Genomic DNA, 15,472 nt, shown 5'->3' on the forward strand with positions numbered 1-15,472 from the left:
CAGCAGGGGAAATAAGTGTTCTCCCCATGGTTCATGGACGATTCGACCCTTCCCGGCGCCTTGCGCTCACGGGGGAACTGGCGCTGCGCGGCCTGCCGATCGTGAACTCCGGAACCCTCTCGTTCCTGCGGGAAGACCAGGACCGGATCTTCGGGGAACTGGCGTGCCTCGAGAGCTCTACCTTGATCGCCACCGTTGAGAATGGGGGCATTCAGACCCTCCGGGAGGGTGGGGCCGGAAGCGGCACCGCCAGGGCCATGCTGGAAGCCCTGTTCAGGGTGGATTCGCGCTACCGGATCATCTGGGAAATAGGTATCGGCAGCAACACGACCATGACTCCTCTCCCGGCCAACCGCACGCCGAATGAGAGCTACGGCCATCACCAGGGCTGTGTGCACTGGGGGCTGGGCCTGACGCCCTGGACCCAGTACCATGTGGATCTGCTTTGCCCCGATACGGTCGTGGCCACGGACCGAGGCGAGCACCTTGCGGGTGGCCACGGTTGGATGTCCAGGAAGGCGAGCCCGGGGTGTCCATGCGTCAGGTAGGATCCGGCAGCCGCCCGGTCCGCATCCGGGAAGTCACCACCGAACCCGGTTTCCGTGCCGCCCGCGAACTTCTCCAGGAGTACGCCGCAGGCCTGGGCATCGATCTGTCGTTCCAGGGTTACCAGAAGGAGCTGGATCTGCTTCCGGGTGCCTACGCCGCCCCGGGAGGGGCCATTTTCCTGGCCCTAAGCGATGACCGCGCCGTTGGCATGGTGGCCCTTCGCCCCCTCCATCCAGGAACATGCGAATTGAAAAGGCTCTTTGTCCGCCCCGCATTCCGCCGCTCAGGGACCGGAACGCAATTGGTGGATGCCGCCCTGTCTGGCGCACGCGTCCGGGGTTATGCCGAAGTGGTCCTGGATACGCTGCCGGCCATGGCCGGCGCCCTCGCCTTGTACCGTCGGCTCGGATTCCAGGATATCCCGCCCTACTATGCGACTCCCATTCCGGGAACGCTGTTCCTGAAAAAGGGGCTCCGTGACTCGGCGCAGGGCTGACGGCCCTGGAAAGCCGGAGGGACTCCCCCTGGAGGCCATCCAGGGAAACGTTTGCCGCTCGTGCCACGCCGGTAGGACATCTTGGGTTCTGCTGGGCGAAAAGCACCTTCGGAACCATGGATGTGAAGAGGCATGGAAAGCCCTTGTGGCGGGGAGTCGCCGCCAGCCGCCATCCGGGGTCGCGACTTCCGTGACAGGGGGTTGAAGACGCCCTTTCCCTCGGAGTCAAGGGCATGCCTCCGGTGGAGACGGCAGGATCCAGTCTGCCTGGTGCCCAATTCAAGGCTATGCCCTGCGGCCTCCGGGGCCCTTGCCCATGACCCGGCCGATGGACCGGATCCGGGCCTCCATGCACCCGTGGCAGACCTGCGCGGTCTCGTGCACGCAGGCCTTGCCGGGGTAGATCTCGTAGAGGACCCGGTACGCGGGCGGCGTCACGTTGGGCATCACCACGTTGGCGCCTCGGCAGAGGCCCAGTTCCCGGCCGGCCTTGGGGTCGATCGTGGCCAGGGCCGTGGTGCTGGGGATGTTGGACTGGGGGCAGACGATGCGGGTGAGGGCCACGGCCTTGAGGGTGGTGAGCTCGTCGTTGGGCACCTGCTGGCCGGGCGGAGCCAGGTAGCTTGCCGCGTCCGGGCCGCCCAGGGGTGTGCGGGGGCTGGGCAGGAAGGGGCCGATGCCGATCATGTCCATGTCGTAGCCGCGGAAGGTGTCGATGTCCTGGGCCAGGATGTCCCAGGTCTGGCCGGGGATGCCCACCATGACGCCCGTGCCGATCTCGTAGCCGAAGCTCCGCATGCGGTCCAGCTGGGCCATGCGGTCCGAGAGGGTGCCCGGCAGCGAGGGGTGGATGACGTCGTAGAGCTTGGGGTCGCTGGTCTCGAAGCGCAGCAGGAAGCGGTCGGCGCCCGCGGCCTTCCAGGCCATCAGCTCGTCGTCCTCGCGCTCGCCCAGGCTCAGCGTCACGGCCAGGGGGGTGGTGGCCTTGATCTCCCGCACGATGGCGGCGATGGTCTCGACCTTCAGGCCCGGGTCCTCCCCGGACTGCATGACGACGGAGCCGTAGCCCAGGCGGTGGGCCTCCCGGGCGCAGGCCAGGATCTCGGCGGGCTCCATGCGGTAGCGCGTGATTCCCTGGGAACAGGCGTTGATGCCGCAGTAGGCGCACTGGCGCACGCAGAAGTTGCTGATCTCGATGAGGCCGCGCAGGTGCACCTCGTCGCCGACGTTGGCCTTGCGCACGGCGTCGGCGCGCGCCCACAGCTCCTCCAGGCGGGCCTCGTCGGTCTCCATGAGCCAGTGAAGGATCTCATTTCGCTGCATGAACCTGCTCCAGGAGGGCTTTCGCCGCGGGGAAGGGCTCCAGGGCCCGCTCGAAGATCCCGAGGGAATACGCGATCGTCAGGCCGTAGTTGGTGAGGGGTACGCCCGCCTCCCGGGCCCGGTGGATGCGGCTGAGCATCTCCCTGCGGTTGCCGGTGCAGTTGCCGCAGTGCACGACGAGGCCGTAGGGGGTGAGGTCCTCGGGGAAGTCCCGGCCCTGGACGTGCTCGAATTCCAGCTTTGCACCCACGTACTGGGTGAGCCAGCGGGGGATCTTCACCCGGCCGATGTCCTCGCCCACGGGGTGGTGGCCGCAGGTCTCGGCCACCAGGATCCGGTCGCCGCCCTTGAGCCGCTCGATGCCGAGGGTTCCCCGCACCTGCTCGGCCAGGTCGCCCTGGAAGCGGCTCATGAGGATGGAGAAGCTGGTCATGGGGATGTCCCGGGGCACGTCCGCGGCCACCTTCAGGAAGGCCTGGGAATCGGTCACCACGAGCGACGGCGGCTCCTTGAGCCGCGCCAGCGCGGGCCGCAGCTCGCGCTCCTGCACCACCATCACCATGGACTCCCCGTCCAGGAGATCGCGGATGGCCATGACCTGGGGCAGGATGAGGCGGCCCTTGGGGGCCTCCTTGTCGATGGGCACCACCAGGACCGCGAGGCCCCCCGGCGGGACCAGGTCGGACACCAGGCGCCGGTTGTCGAAGAAGTCTGCCGGCGCGAGCCGCAGCAGGGCCTCCTTGAGGCCGGGGATGCCGGTGCCCCGGAGCGCGCTCACGGCCACGAAGGGGATCTCCGCCGGGTGGCGCGGGGCGGCGTCGCCGCCCAGGTCGGCCTTGTTGTGCACCACCAGGGCCGGCACCTTCCGGGCCTGGAGCTCCGCCAGGAGCCCCGCCTCGAACTCGCCCCAGCTGGTGCCCTCGGTGACGATGACGCCCAGGTCCACCCGGTCCAGCACGGCGCGGGTGCGGGCCATGCGGAGCTCGCCCAGGGCGCCCTCGTCGTCCACGCCCGCCGTGTCCACGAAGAGCACGGGGCCCAGGGGCAGCAGCTCCATGGGCTTTTCCACGGGGTCCGTGGTGGTGCCTTTCACGTCCGAGACGATGCTCACCTGCTGCCGGGTGAAGGCGTTGAGAAGGGAGGACTTGCCGACGTTGCGACGGCCGAACAAGCCAATGTGCAGGCGGAGGGAGCGGGGGGCGGGCTGGGTCATGGGCGGGGCTTCCTGAAGCCGAGGCGGCCCACCGCCTCGGGGCTGGTGAGCTCGTCGAACTGCGCCGCGGTGAAGTAGCCGTCCTCGATGCCGGTGGCCCGCAGCCCGCGGCCGGCGGCGCGGGCCACCAGTTCGCTGACGCGGTCGTACCCCAGCAGGGGCAGGAGGGCGGTGGCGGCGGCGGTGCCGTTCTCCACCTGGGCTCGGCAGCGGGCCTCGTCGGCGGTGAGGCCCTCGACGCAATGGATCCGCAGGATCATGCAGGCCCGGGCCAGAAGGTCGAAACTCTCCAGGAGGCAGTGGGCGGCCAGGGGCAGGAAGGGGTTGAGCTCCATGGAGCCCATGGCAGCGGCCATGGACAGGGCCTGGTCGTGGGCCATGGCGAGGAGGGCGGCCTGGGTCGCGGCCTCCGGGATCACCGGGTTGACCTTGCCGGGCATGATGGAGCTTCCCGCCTGGCGGGGAGGGAGCTTCAGCTCGCCCAGGCCCGCCTCGGGGCCGCTGGAAAGAACCCGCAGGTCCGTGGAGATCTTGACGAGGGTGGTGGCCAGGGCCTTCAGGAGGCCGGAGACCTCCACCAGCGTGTCGATGTTCTGGGTGGCCTCCACGAGGTTCTCGGCCCGGGCCAGGCCCATGCCGGTGAGGTCGCGCAGCTCGTCGACCACCCGGAAGATGTACTCCGTGGGCGCCGCCAGGCCCGTGCCGATGGCCGTGCCGCCCAGGTTCACCACGCGCAGGCGCTCCTCGGCCTTGGCGAGGCGCCAGCGGTCGCGGTTGAGGGCCTCGGCGTAGGCGCCCATGGACCGGCCCAGGGTCGTCAGCACGGCGTCCTGCAGCTCGGTGCGGGCCACCTTGACCACGTGGGCCAGCGCCTTCTCCTGGGCCTGGAAGGCCTCCTGGAGGGCCAGAACCTGGCGCTCCAGCTCCCGGAGGCCCCGGATGGCGGCGATGCGCAGGGCGGTGGGGAAGGTGTCGTTGGTGCTCTGGTGGAGGTTCGCGTGGTCCAGCGGGGAGACGGCGGCGTAGTCGCCCCGGGACAGGCCCAGCAGCTCCAGGGCCCGGTTGGCCAGGACCTCGTTGACGTTCATGTTGGTGGAGGTGCCGGCCCCGCCCTGCAGGGCATCCACCGGGATGTCGGCGTCCAGGAGGCCGTCCATGAGCTCCCGGCAGGCCCGCTCCAGGGCGTCCGCCTTGAGGGCGTCCGGAAGGAAGCCCAGGTTCCGGTTGGTGCGCAGGGCGGCGAGCTTCACGGCCCCGAAGGCGTGGATCAGCTCGGGGTGCACGGGCCGGCCCAGCAGCGGGAAGTTCTCCAGGGCCCGGGCGGTGTGGACGCCGTGGCGGGCCGAAGCCGGGACGTCCAGCTCTCCAAGGTTGTCCTTCTCCCGGCGGGTCTCGCTCATGGCTCCAGGATAGGATACCGGCGCGGTCCCCGTTCCTGAGATTCCGTTGCAGCCCTGCGACCCCGGTCACAACTCGCCCCGGCCCCGGCCGCGGGGGTGGTTGAATTGAAGCTTGCGCGACTGAGAGGAGTTCAGGAATGTCGGACTACCGGATCAAGGAACACCCGATTCTGCCCATCCCGGCGGAACCCACCCTGGCCTTCACGTGGCAGGGCAGGGAGCTCAGGGCGCGGGTGGGCGAGACCATCTCCTCGGCGCTCTTCTCCAGCGGCATCCGGACCTTCGGCCACCACCACAAGGACGGCGCCCCCTTGGGCATCTTCTGCGCCAACGGCCAGTGCGCCCAGTGCTCGGTCATCGCCGACGGGCTGCCGGTGAAGTCCTGCATGGTCCCCGTGCGCGACGGCATGACCGTGGCCCCCCTGGACGGCAAGCCCGTCCTGCCCGACGTGGGCGAGGGCGACCTGGCGTTCCGGGACATCGAGACCCTCAACGTGGAGTGCCTGATCCTGGGCGGCGGCCCCGCGGGGCTGTCGGCCGCGGTGGAGCTGGGCAAGGCGGGCGTGGGCGTGGTGCTGGTGGACGACAAGGCCGACCTGGGCGGCAAGCTCGTTCTGCAGACCCACAAGTTCTTCGGGTCCATCGACGCCTGCCACGCGGGCACGCGCGGCATGGACATCGGCCGCAAGCTCGAGGCCGAGGTGCGGAAATTCGAGAACGTGCGCATCTGGGCCAACAGCAATGCCCTGGCGGTCTTCTCGGACCGCAAGGTGGGCATCCTGCGCGAGGGCCACTACGTCCTCGTCCAGCCCCAGGTGCTGCTGGTGGCCACCGGCGCCCGGGAGAAGTCGCTCGTGTTCCGGGGCAACACGCTGCCCGGCGTCTACGGGGCCGGCGCCTTCCAGACCCTGGTGAACCGGGACATGGTCAAGCCGTCGGACCGGCTCTTCGTCATCGGCGGCGGCAACGTGGGCCTGATCGCGGCCTACCACGCGCTGCAGGCCGGCATCGAGGTGGTCGGGCTCTGCGAGGCCCTGCCGGAGTGCGGCGGCTACAAGGTGCACCGGGACAAGCTGGTGCGCATGGGCGTGCCCATCCACAACAGCCACACCGTCATCTCCGCCAACGGCGAGGGCGAGGTGGAGTCGGTGACCATCGCCAAATTGGACGCGGCCTGGAAGGTGGTGCCGGGCACCGAGAAGACGTTCAAGTGCGACACCGTGCTGGTGGCCGTGGGCCTGGAGCCGGTGAACGAGTTCTTCGGCAAGGCCAAGGAGTTCGGCCTGCCGGTCTACTCCGCGGGCGACGCCGAGGAGATCGCCGAGGCCTCCGCGGCCATGTTCACCGGCAAGATCCGGGGCCTGGAGATCGCCCGGGCCCTGGGCCGGGACACGGGCGAAGTGCCCACGGAGTGGCACCGCACCGCCGCCGTCCTCAAGTCCCGACCGGGCGCCACCATCACCGAGGAGATCCCCGAGGACGAGAAGGGGGTCTTCCCCGTCTTCCACTGCAGCCAGGAGATCCCCTGCAACCCCTGCACCAGCATCTGCCCGCAGGGTTCGATCATGATCGAGGGCAACGACATCCTGGGGGTGCCCACCTTCAACGAGAAGGACTGCATCGCCTGCGAGCAGTGCGTCGCGGTGTGCCCGGGACTCGCCATCACGCTCCTGGACTACCGCCGGGGCGGGGACGAGGTCCTGGTGTCGATCCCCTACGAGTTCCCCGGGTCCACCATCAAGGCCGGCGACACGGTCACGGTGCTGGACACGCTGGGACGGATCCTGGGCAACGTGAAGGTGGACCGGGTGCGCTCGCCCAAGTTCGCCGACCACGCGGTGCTGGTGAAGGTGCGGGCGCCCTTCGAGATCGCCAAGCAGATCGCGGGCATCCGGGTGCAGCAGCCCTGGGTTTCCGAGCCGATGCCCGAGAAGGTGGAACGCCTGGCCGACGACGAGATCGTCTGCCGCTGCGAGCGGGTCACCGCCGGGGACGTGCGGGCCCAGATCCGGGCCGGGGTGCGGGACATGAACGAGCTGAAGGCCTCGACCCGGGCCGGCATGGGCGCCTGCGGCGGCAAGACCTGCCCCAGCCTCATCCGGCGCATCTTCCGGGAGGAGGGCGTCAAGGATTCCGAGATCACCGAGCTCACCCAGCGCCCCATCTTCATGGAGGTGCCCCTGGGGGCCTTCGCGGGCGTGGTGACGGGGGAGGGTCCCGTGCAGGACGTGGCGCGCGCGCATGCGGTAGGCGCCTTCCAGGGAGGTCTGTGATGAGCACCGCCGTCTACGACGTCATCGTCATCGGCGCGGGCAGCGTCGGCATGCCCACCGCCATGCACCTGGCGGAAAAGGGCCTGAAGGTGCTCTGCCTCGACCAGTTCGCCTCCCCCGGCCAGGGCAGCAACAAGTGCGCCATCGGCGGCATCCGCGCCACGCACTCGTCCCCCGCCAAGATCAAGCTCTGCCTGGACAGCCTGCGCACCTTCGGCCACTGGAAGGAGGAGCACGGGTGGGACATCGAGTGGGCGCGGGGCGGCTACGCCTTCGTGGCCTACCGCCCCCACGAGGAGCGGCTCCTGAAGAACCTCCTGGTCGTGCAGAAGCAGGCCGGCCTGAACATCGAGTGGAAGGACCGCGGGGAGCTGCTGCAGGTGGCTCCGGGCCTGCGGGAGGAAGGGCTGCTGGGCGGCACCTTCTCCCCCGAGGACGGTTCGGCCTCCCCCATGCGCAGCTGCCTGGGCTTCCACCGCCGCGCCGTGGAACTGGGCGTGGACTGCCGCTTCAACGAGAAGGTCACCAGCATCATGCGGCGCAAGGGCAAGGTGGTGGGCGTGCGCACCGACAAGGGCGGCTACGCCACCGGGTGCATCGTCAACGCCGCCGGTCCCTGGGCCCGGGCCGTGGCCCAGGCCGGCGGCCTCGACGCCCCGGTGGTGCCGGACTGCCACGAGGCGGGCATCAGCGAGGCCGTGGCCCCCTTCCTGGACCCGATGGTCGTGGACATCCGCCCCGCCCCCGGCTCCGAGAACTTCTACTTCTACCAGCACAAGCCCGGCCAGGTGGTCTTCTGCATCACCCCCAACCCCCCCGTGGTGGGCTCGGACCGCCGCGAGACCAGCGCCTACCTGCCCATGATCGCCCGCCGCATGGTGGACCTCATGCCCAAGCTGGGCAACCTGAAGGTGCGCCGCACCTGGCGCGGCCTCTACCCCATGACTCCCGACGGCGCGCCGCTGGTGGGCCGTTCCGCCTCGCTGGAAGGCTACATCGACGCCATCGGCATGTGCGGCCAGGGCTACATGCTGGGCCCCGGCGTGGGCGCCCTGGTGGCGCGGCTGGCCACGGACTCCCTGCAGGAGGGCGACGCCGCCATCCTGGAGGAGCTGAGCCCCGCTCGGGCCTTCGGAGGCGTGGAGGCGCTGAAGTAGGCCCTAGGCGAGCGCGTCCACGGATCCCGTGGATGCGTTCGCAAGAGTCGTTGCTGCCTTTGCCGTCCTAGCCTGGGACCGTTGCTGGATCTTGGCCTGGAGGGCCTCGATCTGGGCCTTGATCTCGCGGATCTTCGTGGCCTTGGTGGTCTCGTCCATCTTGCTGGTTTCGACGCGCTGGAGTTCCATCTGCCTGGCCTGGAGCTGGGTCTGGAGCGCGGTGGTCGCCGTGGTTCCGGTGCTGGCGGTCAGGGCGGTAATGTCCATGGGAACCCCTTTTCCGAATGAGTGTCCAGCATAGGTGGGGATGGCCCAGGGGCCAGAAATACCGTCGAGTCGGGTTCAGACACCGCCGAATTGGGGTTTTCCCCGTGCGAGTTCACCGGAGGCCGCGCGGCCCTGTTTTCACGCGTTCGCGAGGGGGGCCCCTGCGTGGAATTAAAACGGAACGGAGGCCCGGCATCCTCAAGACCCAGCTTCTGGACCTATTTCTTGCCCGGCCAGATGTGCCTGAAGGACGCGAATACAATTTCATTATTTGCATCCTTTGGTCTAAATCAAATTTCGAATGGGGACATCCCTTCGACTTCCTTTGGTCAATATTTTTCAGAAGACGGAAAATTGGATTGAATCAGCTCCATAAATGGGTGGGAAGCGATAACCACCTGAGTGGTGAAGTCTATTGCGTTAGGCAAAATTCAAACTGGAAATTGGCACCTCAAGCGATTTCATCAAGGTCCTTGCCAACCGCGACCCTACTTCTCCAGCGCCCCCTTCACCGCCTGGATGAAGGCCTGCACCCGGTAGGGCTTCTGCAGGAACCCCGCCAGGCCCTCGCCCTTGAAGCGGTTCACGGCCTCCGATTCGTTGAAGCCGCTGCTGAGCACCACGGGCGTGGCGTGCCCCCGGGCGCGCAGGGCGGTGAAGGCCTCGGCGCCGTCCATGTGGGGCATGGTCAGGTCCATGATGATCAGGCGGATGTCGGCCTTGTGGGTCTCGTAGAGCATCAGGGCCTCCATGCCGTCCGCGGCCAGGAGGGCGTCGAAGCCCATCTGGGCGAGGATTCCCGCGGCCATGGAGCGGATGCTCTCCTCGTCGTCGACCACCAGGATGGTGCCTGCGCCGCGGAACTCCTGGGGGGCCTCCGGGGCCGCCTGGGGGCCCGCGGCGGCGCCGGAGGCCGGGAACAGGAGCTTGAAGGTGGTCCCCTTGCCCAGTTCGCTGTAGACGCGGATGCCGCCGCCGTGGCCCCTGATGATGCCCTGGATGGCCGAGAGGCCCAGGCCCCGGCCCGAGAACTTGGTGGTGAAGAAGGGCTCGAAGATCCGCTTCATGGTCTCGGGACTCATGCCGGCGCCGTCGTCGGCCACCTCCAGGGTGACGAAGGTGCCCGGCTTCATGGGTTGGCTCTGGAAGGTGCGCTCCAGGTAGTCGGCGTCCGCGCTCATGACGCCGGTGCGGACGGTGACCGTTCCGGGCCGGTCCCCGATGGCGTCGGAGGCGTTGATCACCAGGTTCATCACGACCTGCTGGAGCTGGCTCGCGTCGGCCTCGATCGGGGGCAGCGTCCGGTCCAGGCTGTAGCGGATGGAGACCTTCTTGGAAATGGAGATGGTGAGCAGGTGGGTCATCTCCTCCACCAGGGCGTTGAGCTGGAGGGGCTTGATCTCGAAGGTGCCCCGGCCCGAGTAGGCCAGCATCTGCCGGGTGAGGTTGGTGGCCTTGACCACGAGGCTCTCGATGGTCTTGAGGCGGGTGGAGGCGGAGGCGGCGGGGTTGATCTCCATCTGGGCCAGGCCCAGGTTGCCCAGGATGGCGCCCAGCAGGTTGTTGAAGTCGTGGGCGATCCCGCCGGAGAGGACGCCCAGGGACTCCAGCTTCTGGCTCTGGAGGCGGGCCTGCTCGGCCAGCTTGCGGTCGGTGATGTCCGTGCTGATGATCCCGATGCCCCAGTTCCGGCCCTCGCCGTCCACCAGGGGGAATTTCTGGGACAGGTAGTCGTGGCCGGACCCGTCGGCGTGGGTCCAGCGCTCCTCCACCTCCACGGCCTGGGCCGCCCCCAGGATCTTGCGGTCCAGGAGCGTCACCTCCTCGCCCCGGGGGGGCGGCAGGATGTCCAGGTCGGTCCTGCCCAGGATCTGTTCCGCGGGCAGGCCCAGGAGGGCCTCCATGGCCGGGTTGAGGAGCAGGTAGCGGCCGTCGGCGCCCTTGAAGGCGATAGCCGCGGTGGCATGGCGCACGAAGCCCTGGAGGCGGACCTCGCTTTCCTGGAGCCCGCGGGTGGTCGCCGCGACGGTCTCCTCCAGTTCCTTGGCGAAGGACGCCATGCGGGCCTCGGCGTCCTTCTGCATCGTGACGTCCCGGGTGACCTTGACGAAGCCCTTCAGGTCCCCCCCGGAGCCGCGCAGGGCGGTGATCACCACGTTGGCCATGAAGCGGGAGCCGTCCTTGCGGACCCTCCAGCCCTCCTGCTGGCAGGTGCCGTACTCCCCCGCCAGGGCGAGTTCCTGGGCCGGGAGGCCCGCGGCCACGTCCTCGGGCTCATAGAAAATGGAGAAGTGCCGCCCCAGGACCTCGCCGGCCTCGTAGCCCTTGAGGCGCTGGGCGCCCTGGTTCCAGGAGGCCACCCTACCCTGGGGGTCCAGCATGAAGATGGCGTAGTCCTTGACCTGCTCGATGAAGAGCTGGAACCGCTCCTGGAGGTGCTCCCGGTCTTCGGCTTCGGCCCTGGGGGGCGCAGGGTCGGCGAAGAGCTTCTGGAGGGGTTTCCACATGGGGCGCGTCCGGGGGGCGTTGCCAGGAGTATGGCCCTCCGCGACCCGGATTCAATGTCAAAAAACCGGTCATCCGAAATGGAATCAATTGTTAATTGCCTGTCGGGTGCTCCGCCGCGAACCCTTCGACCCGCCTGAACAGGGCGAGCACCGTGGCGCTGGTCCAGAGGTTCAGCAGGGTCCCCAGGAAATTCCCCACCCACATGCCGGGATGGGTGAGGCGCACCCAGGGCGTCGGGGCCTCGCCCAGGGGCGTGAGGGCCAGGGCGAGCACGCCCATGTAGACCAGGTAGAGGGTCGCCAGGGCCAGGACCACCAGCATCACCCGGCGCCAGGCCTGCACCATCATCCGGAGGCTGGCCCGCGCCGCCACGGGCAGCGGCTCGCCCCGCAGGAGGACCCGCAGGGGCGCCCACCCGAAGGCGAACAGGATCATGAGGCCGGGCACGACGAGGAGGACCATCCCCAGGAAGACCCCCGCGTAGAGGAGGATCCGGGCGGCCATCGCCGGCACCCAGCGCTCCTCGAAGAGCCGTTCCCACCCCGCCACGGGGTTCAGGGTCCGGTCCCCCGCGCTGGCGTCGGCCTCGGCCAGGAACCGGGGGATGAAATACATTTCCAGGGGTACCAGGCATGCGAAGGTGAGGACGAACCGGACCAGGTCGTCGTCGGGCAGGCCCACCTTGATCTGGAGCAGCGGCGGGAGGGCCGCGAGGACCATGCCCAGGGCGGCCAGGGCCAGGGCGGCGAGGGGGCGGCGGGTAAGGAAGGCCATCCCTTCGGAGAAGCTGGCGAGATCGGATTTGGGTGACTTGATCATTCTCTGAGAGTAGCGCGTTATGATCTTGGGCATGAGTCAACTGGCCCCATGTCTGCTTGTGGCGAGTCCAATGCTCCTGGACCCGAATTTTCTCCACTCCGTGGTGCTCCTCGTGGAGCACGACGAGGCCGGCGGCATGGGCGTGATCCTCAACCGCCCGCTGCCCGTGACGCTGCGCCAGATCTGCCAGGAGAGCCGGCTGGCCTTCACGGGGGACGAGGATGCAACCGCCTGGCGCGGCGGCCCCGTGGATCCCCAGCGGGGCATCATCCTGGTGCGCGGCGGGCTTCCCGAGGCCGACGACACGGTCCTGGACTTCACCGACTTCATCAGCTACCGCAAGGACCTGCTGGAGTCCCTGCTGGTCGAGCCGAGATCCACCTTCCGCCTCTTCCTCGGCTATGCGGGCTGGGGCGCCGGGCAGCTGGACCAGGAGATCCAGGACGGGGCCTGGGTCCGCGTGCCGTTGAATCCCGAATGGCTCATGCCAGAGGACCCCCAGGAGCTCTGGTCCCTGGCGATCCAGTCCATCACGGGCTAGCCGTGGGGCGGCCCTGGGGCATCCATCCCGGCGTCGCCCACGGGGCGGCCATTCTCGCGAATCTCGAGCGGAACTCCGGCAGGGGGCCCGAGGCCTGGCTGGCCCTGGCCCGGGAGGCCGGAGCGGTGGACCTCAAGGCGGCCCGGGCCTTTTTCCGGGAGCGGGGCCTCGGCATGTCCGCGGCCGGCTGGCTGGCCGAGATGGCGGCCGGCCAGGAGCCGGAAACCCCGGAGAGCTACCTCGCCAAGTGCCCCGGCTACCTGGACGCCCAGTACGCCGGCGCCAGGGCCGCCCTCCGCCCCCTCCTGGACCGGATCCTGGACGCCGCCTACGGCCTGGGCGCCGACGTCACGGCCTGCCCCTGCCGGACCCTGGTCTCCATCTACCGCAGGCGCGTGTTCGCCGAGGTCAAGCCCTTCGCCTCGCGCCTGGACCTGGGCCTGGTGCTGGGCGACCCCGCGAAGCTCGCGGGCCGCGCGCCGCGCCTCGTCGACACCGGCGGCTTCGCGAAGAAGGACCGGATCACCCTGAAGCTCGAGGTGCGGTCGGCCGCCGATCTCGACGGGGACCTGGAGGGCTGGCTGAGGCGGGCCTACGATCTGGACGTCTAGGCGATGCTCTTGGCGGCGTCCGACGCGAGCTGGTCGACCCGCTCGTTCTCGGGGTGCCCCGCGTGGCCCTTCACCCAGTGGGCGTCCACCCGGTGCTTCAGGCAGAGCGCGTCCAGTTCCTTCCAGAGCTCGATGTTGAGCACCGGCTTGCCGTCGGCCTTGCGCCAGCCCTTGGCCTTCCAGCCCTTGATCCAGGACTGGATGCCCTTCACGACGTACTGGCTGTCGCTGTAGAGGGCCACGGAGCAGGGCTTGGTGAGGAGCTTGAGGCCCTCGATGGCGGCGGTGAGCTCCATCTTGTTGTTGGTGGTCCCGGCCTCGGCGCCGGAACCCTCCTTCTCCCTGGTGCCGTCGGTGGTCTTCACGCGCAGCAGGAAGCCCCAGCCGCCGGGGCCGGGGTTCCCGAGACATGCGCCGTCGCAGTAGAGCTCGACCTGCACTAGACCTTCGCCATGTGGGGGCGGGTGGCTTCCACGGCGAGCCTGATGCTCTTCTGCAGCAGCTCGACGCCCAGGTCCAGGTCCGCGGTGGCCAGGTTCAGGGCGGGACGGAACCGCAGGCCGTTGTGGCCGGTGGAGAGGATGATCATGCCCAGGTCCTGGGCCTTGGACACCGTGGCGGTGCGCAGGGCCGGGGTGGCCATGTCCAGGGCGCAGAAGAGGCCCTTGCCGCGGGGGTTGCTGGTGAACTCGGGGAACTCCGCGTTGATCTCGTGGAGGCCCTTGAGGAGCCGCTCGCCCTGGACGGCGCAGTGGTCGACCAGCTTCTCCTCGACCATGATGTCGATGATGCGGGTGCCGCGGACCATGTCCACGAGGTTGCCGCCCCAGGTGCTGTTGATGCGGCTGGGCACCTTGAACACGCTCTCCACCTCGTCCAGGCGCGCGCTGGCGGCGATGCCGCAGCACTGGGTCTTCTTGCCGAAGACGAGGATGTCGGGGCGCACGGCGTGGTGCTCGTGGGCCCACCACCTGCCGGTGGCGCCGAAGCCCGTCTGGACCTCGTCGAAGATGAGCAGGAACTCGTGCCTGTCGGCGAGGTCGCGCAGGGCCTGCAGGAACTCGGTGCGGAAGTGGTTGTCGCCGCCCTCGCCCTGGATGGGCTCGACGATGAGGCAGGCGATCTCGGCGGGATCCTGGGCGATCACGGCCTCGATCTGGGCCACGGCGACCTTCTCCATCTGCTCGACCTTGGCGAGGTTCTCGGCGTCCAGGGGGAACGTGATCTTGGGGTTGGAGATGCGGGGCCAGTCGAACTTGGGGAAGTACTGGTACTTCCTCGGGTCGGCGGTGTTCGTGAGGCTGAGGGTGTAGCCGGAGCGCCCGTGGAAGGCCTCCTTGAAGTGGATGACCTTGGAGCCCTTCTCGGGCAGGCCCTTCTCCAGGTTCTTGCGCACCTTCCAGTCGAAGGCCGCCTTCAGGGCGTTCTCCACGGCCAGGGCGCCGCCGTCGATCCAGAACAGGTGGGGCAGGTAGGAGGGCGCGGCCTTGGTGGCGAAGGCCTCCACCCATTCGGCGTAGGCGGTGGTGTAGATGTCGGAGTTGGCGGGCTTGTTCACCGCGATGGAGCCCAGCTTGGCCTGGAAGGCCGCGTCGCGGAGGCTGGGGTGGTTGTGGCCCAGGGGCGCCGTGGCGAAGAAGGTGTAGAAATCCAGATACTTCTTGCCGTCCCGGGCGTCCACGATCCAGGAACCGTAGGACTTCTCCAGGTCCATGACCATGTGGAAGCCGTCGACGAGGAGGTGGCGCCCGAGGACGTCGAAGACCTCGGCGGGGAGTACATGGGTTTCCTGCGCTTTTTTCATGGCGGCCTCGGCAAAAAGCCAGACTACCATGGGGTCCCGGGAGGCTTACGTTGCTTAGTATGATCGATGTCACAGACGCAATCCTTGACGCGGCGCGGATCCGGGAGGCCCTGCTGGACCCGGGCGCGGGCGCCGTGGTGGTCTTCGAGGGCTGCGCCCGGGACAACCACCAGGGCCGGAGCGTCGACCTCCTGGCCTACGAGGCCTACACGCCCATGGCCCTGGCCGAACTCTCCCGCATCCGCGAGGAGGCCATGGCCCGCTTCTCGCTGATCCGCTGCGCCATCCACCACCGCACCGGCGAGGTGCCGCTGCTTCAGGCCGCCGTGGTCGTGGGCGTCTCCTCCGGCCACCGCAGGGAGGCCTTCGAGGCCGTGGCCTGGATCATGGACCGGATCAAGGAGTCGGTGCCGATCTGGAAGCGCGAGAACTACAGGGACGGGGAGAAGGCCTGGGTGGAGGGGGAGAACCGGGCCTGAGGTTTTTGGCACGACCTCTGCACTGACCCAGG

Annotated in this window: 15 protein-coding genes; 7 read left to right on the top strand and 8 right to left on the bottom strand. The window is 68.8% G+C overall.

What is annotated here, in order from left to right; genetic code table 11:
- The first annotated feature begins 26 nt into the window (after positions 1-26).
- Entirely contained in the window at positions 27-548 is a 522-nt protein-coding gene (locus ACZ5MC_RS08780; protein ID WP_464517549.1) for a hypothetical protein, read from the top strand.
- Positions 536-1,045 (top strand): GNAT family N-acetyltransferase, encoded by a 510-nt coding sequence (locus ACZ5MC_RS08785; RefSeq protein ID WP_464517550.1) that lies wholly within the window; start codon positions 536-538, stop codon positions 1,043-1,045. Before ACZ5MC_RS08780 ends, ACZ5MC_RS08785 begins: the two co-directional genes overlap by 13 nt.
- A 285-nt stretch (positions 1,046-1,330) precedes the next feature.
- On the opposite strand, the gene hydE is transcribed toward ACZ5MC_RS08785, so the two are convergent.
- From hydE to ACZ5MC_RS08800, 3 genes are read right to left on the bottom strand one after another with little or no spacing between them, the layout of a single operon-like run.
- Positions 1,331-2,368, bottom strand: a complete 1,038-nt coding sequence (gene hydE / locus ACZ5MC_RS08790) for a [FeFe] hydrogenase H-cluster radical SAM maturase HydE (RefSeq protein WP_464517551.1) — start codon at positions 2,366-2,368, stop codon at positions 1,331-1,333.
- Positions 2,355-3,581: a [FeFe] hydrogenase H-cluster maturation GTPase HydF gene (gene hydF / locus ACZ5MC_RS08795; RefSeq protein ID WP_306599955.1), complete on the bottom strand. Its 1,227-nt coding sequence runs from the start codon at positions 3,579-3,581 to the stop codon at positions 2,355-2,357. The genes hydE and hydF overlap by 14 nt, the downstream gene beginning before the upstream one ends.
- Complete coding sequence (locus ACZ5MC_RS08800) at positions 3,578-4,981, bottom strand: aspartate ammonia-lyase (RefSeq protein WP_464517552.1); 1,404 nt, start codon at positions 4,979-4,981, stop codon at positions 3,578-3,580. Before ACZ5MC_RS08800 ends, hydF begins: the two co-directional genes overlap by 4 nt.
- A gap of 137 nt (positions 4,982-5,118) precedes the next feature.
- On the opposite strand from ACZ5MC_RS08800, the gene ACZ5MC_RS08805 reads away from it, so the two are divergent.
- Both ACZ5MC_RS08805 and ACZ5MC_RS08810 read left to right on the top strand, forming a co-directional pair.
- Positions 5,119-7,254, top strand: a complete 2,136-nt coding sequence (locus ACZ5MC_RS08805; RefSeq protein WP_464517553.1) for an FAD-dependent oxidoreductase — start codon at positions 5,119-5,121, stop codon at positions 7,252-7,254.
- Entirely contained in the window at positions 7,254-8,411 is a 1,158-nt protein-coding gene (locus tag ACZ5MC_RS08810) for an NAD(P)/FAD-dependent oxidoreductase (RefSeq protein ID WP_464517554.1), read from the top strand. The genes ACZ5MC_RS08805 and ACZ5MC_RS08810 overlap by 1 nt, the downstream gene beginning before the upstream one ends.
- Positions 8,412-8,414: 3 nt before the next feature.
- On the opposite strand, the gene ACZ5MC_RS08815 is transcribed toward ACZ5MC_RS08810, so the two are convergent.
- From ACZ5MC_RS08815 to ACZ5MC_RS08825, 3 genes are all read right to left on the bottom strand, one after another.
- On the bottom strand, positions 8,415-8,678 hold the full coding sequence (locus ACZ5MC_RS08815) for a FlxA-like family protein (RefSeq protein ID WP_464517555.1): 264 nt from the start codon (positions 8,676-8,678) through the stop codon (positions 8,415-8,417).
- Between the two features lie 488 nt (positions 8,679-9,166).
- A complete protein-coding gene (locus ACZ5MC_RS08820) occupies positions 9,167-11,185 on the bottom strand; it encodes a PAS domain-containing hybrid sensor histidine kinase/response regulator (RefSeq protein WP_464517556.1) in 2,019 nt (672 codons plus the stop codon).
- 91 nt (positions 11,186-11,276) lie between these two features.
- Positions 11,277-11,960 carry a hypothetical protein gene (locus tag ACZ5MC_RS08825; protein WP_464517557.1) on the bottom strand — a complete coding sequence of 228 codons (684 nt, stop codon included), beginning with the start codon at positions 11,958-11,960 and terminating at the stop codon, positions 11,277-11,279.
- A gap of 115 nt (positions 11,961-12,075) precedes the next feature.
- Between ACZ5MC_RS08825 and ACZ5MC_RS08830 the strand changes: the two genes are divergently transcribed.
- Together ACZ5MC_RS08830 and ACZ5MC_RS08835 are read left to right on the top strand one after the other, a co-directional pair.
- The gene (locus tag ACZ5MC_RS08830; protein ID WP_306599962.1) at positions 12,076-12,546 is read left to right on the top strand and encodes a YqgE/AlgH family protein; all 471 of its coding nucleotides are present in this window, start codon (positions 12,076-12,078) and stop codon (positions 12,544-12,546) included.
- Between the two features lie 2 nt (positions 12,547-12,548).
- Entirely contained in the window at positions 12,549-13,157 is a 609-nt protein-coding gene (locus tag ACZ5MC_RS08835; RefSeq protein ID WP_306599963.1) for a DUF5655 domain-containing protein, read from the top strand.
- Here ACZ5MC_RS08835 and rnhA read toward each other — a convergent pair.
- Together rnhA and lat are read right to left on the bottom strand one after the other, a co-directional pair.
- Entirely contained in the window at positions 13,154-13,597 is a 444-nt protein-coding gene (gene rnhA, locus ACZ5MC_RS08840) for a ribonuclease HI (protein ID WP_464517558.1), read from the bottom strand. The genes ACZ5MC_RS08835 and rnhA overlap by 4 nt on opposite strands.
- Positions 13,597-14,961 carry an L-lysine 6-transaminase gene (gene lat, locus ACZ5MC_RS08845; protein WP_464517559.1) on the bottom strand — a complete coding sequence of 455 codons (1,365 nt, stop codon included), beginning with the start codon at positions 14,959-14,961 and terminating at the stop codon, positions 13,597-13,599. Before lat ends, rnhA begins: the two co-directional genes overlap by 1 nt.
- A 59-nt stretch (positions 14,962-15,020) precedes the next feature.
- Here lat and ACZ5MC_RS08850 point away from each other — a divergent pair, with 59 nt between their 5' ends.
- Entirely contained in the window at positions 15,021-15,440 is a 420-nt protein-coding gene (locus ACZ5MC_RS08850; RefSeq protein ID WP_464517560.1) for a molybdenum cofactor biosynthesis protein MoaE, read from the top strand.
- Positions 15,441-15,472 lie beyond the last annotated feature (32 nt).

This window comes from Mesoterricola sp. JemC181, assembly GCF_055384585.1.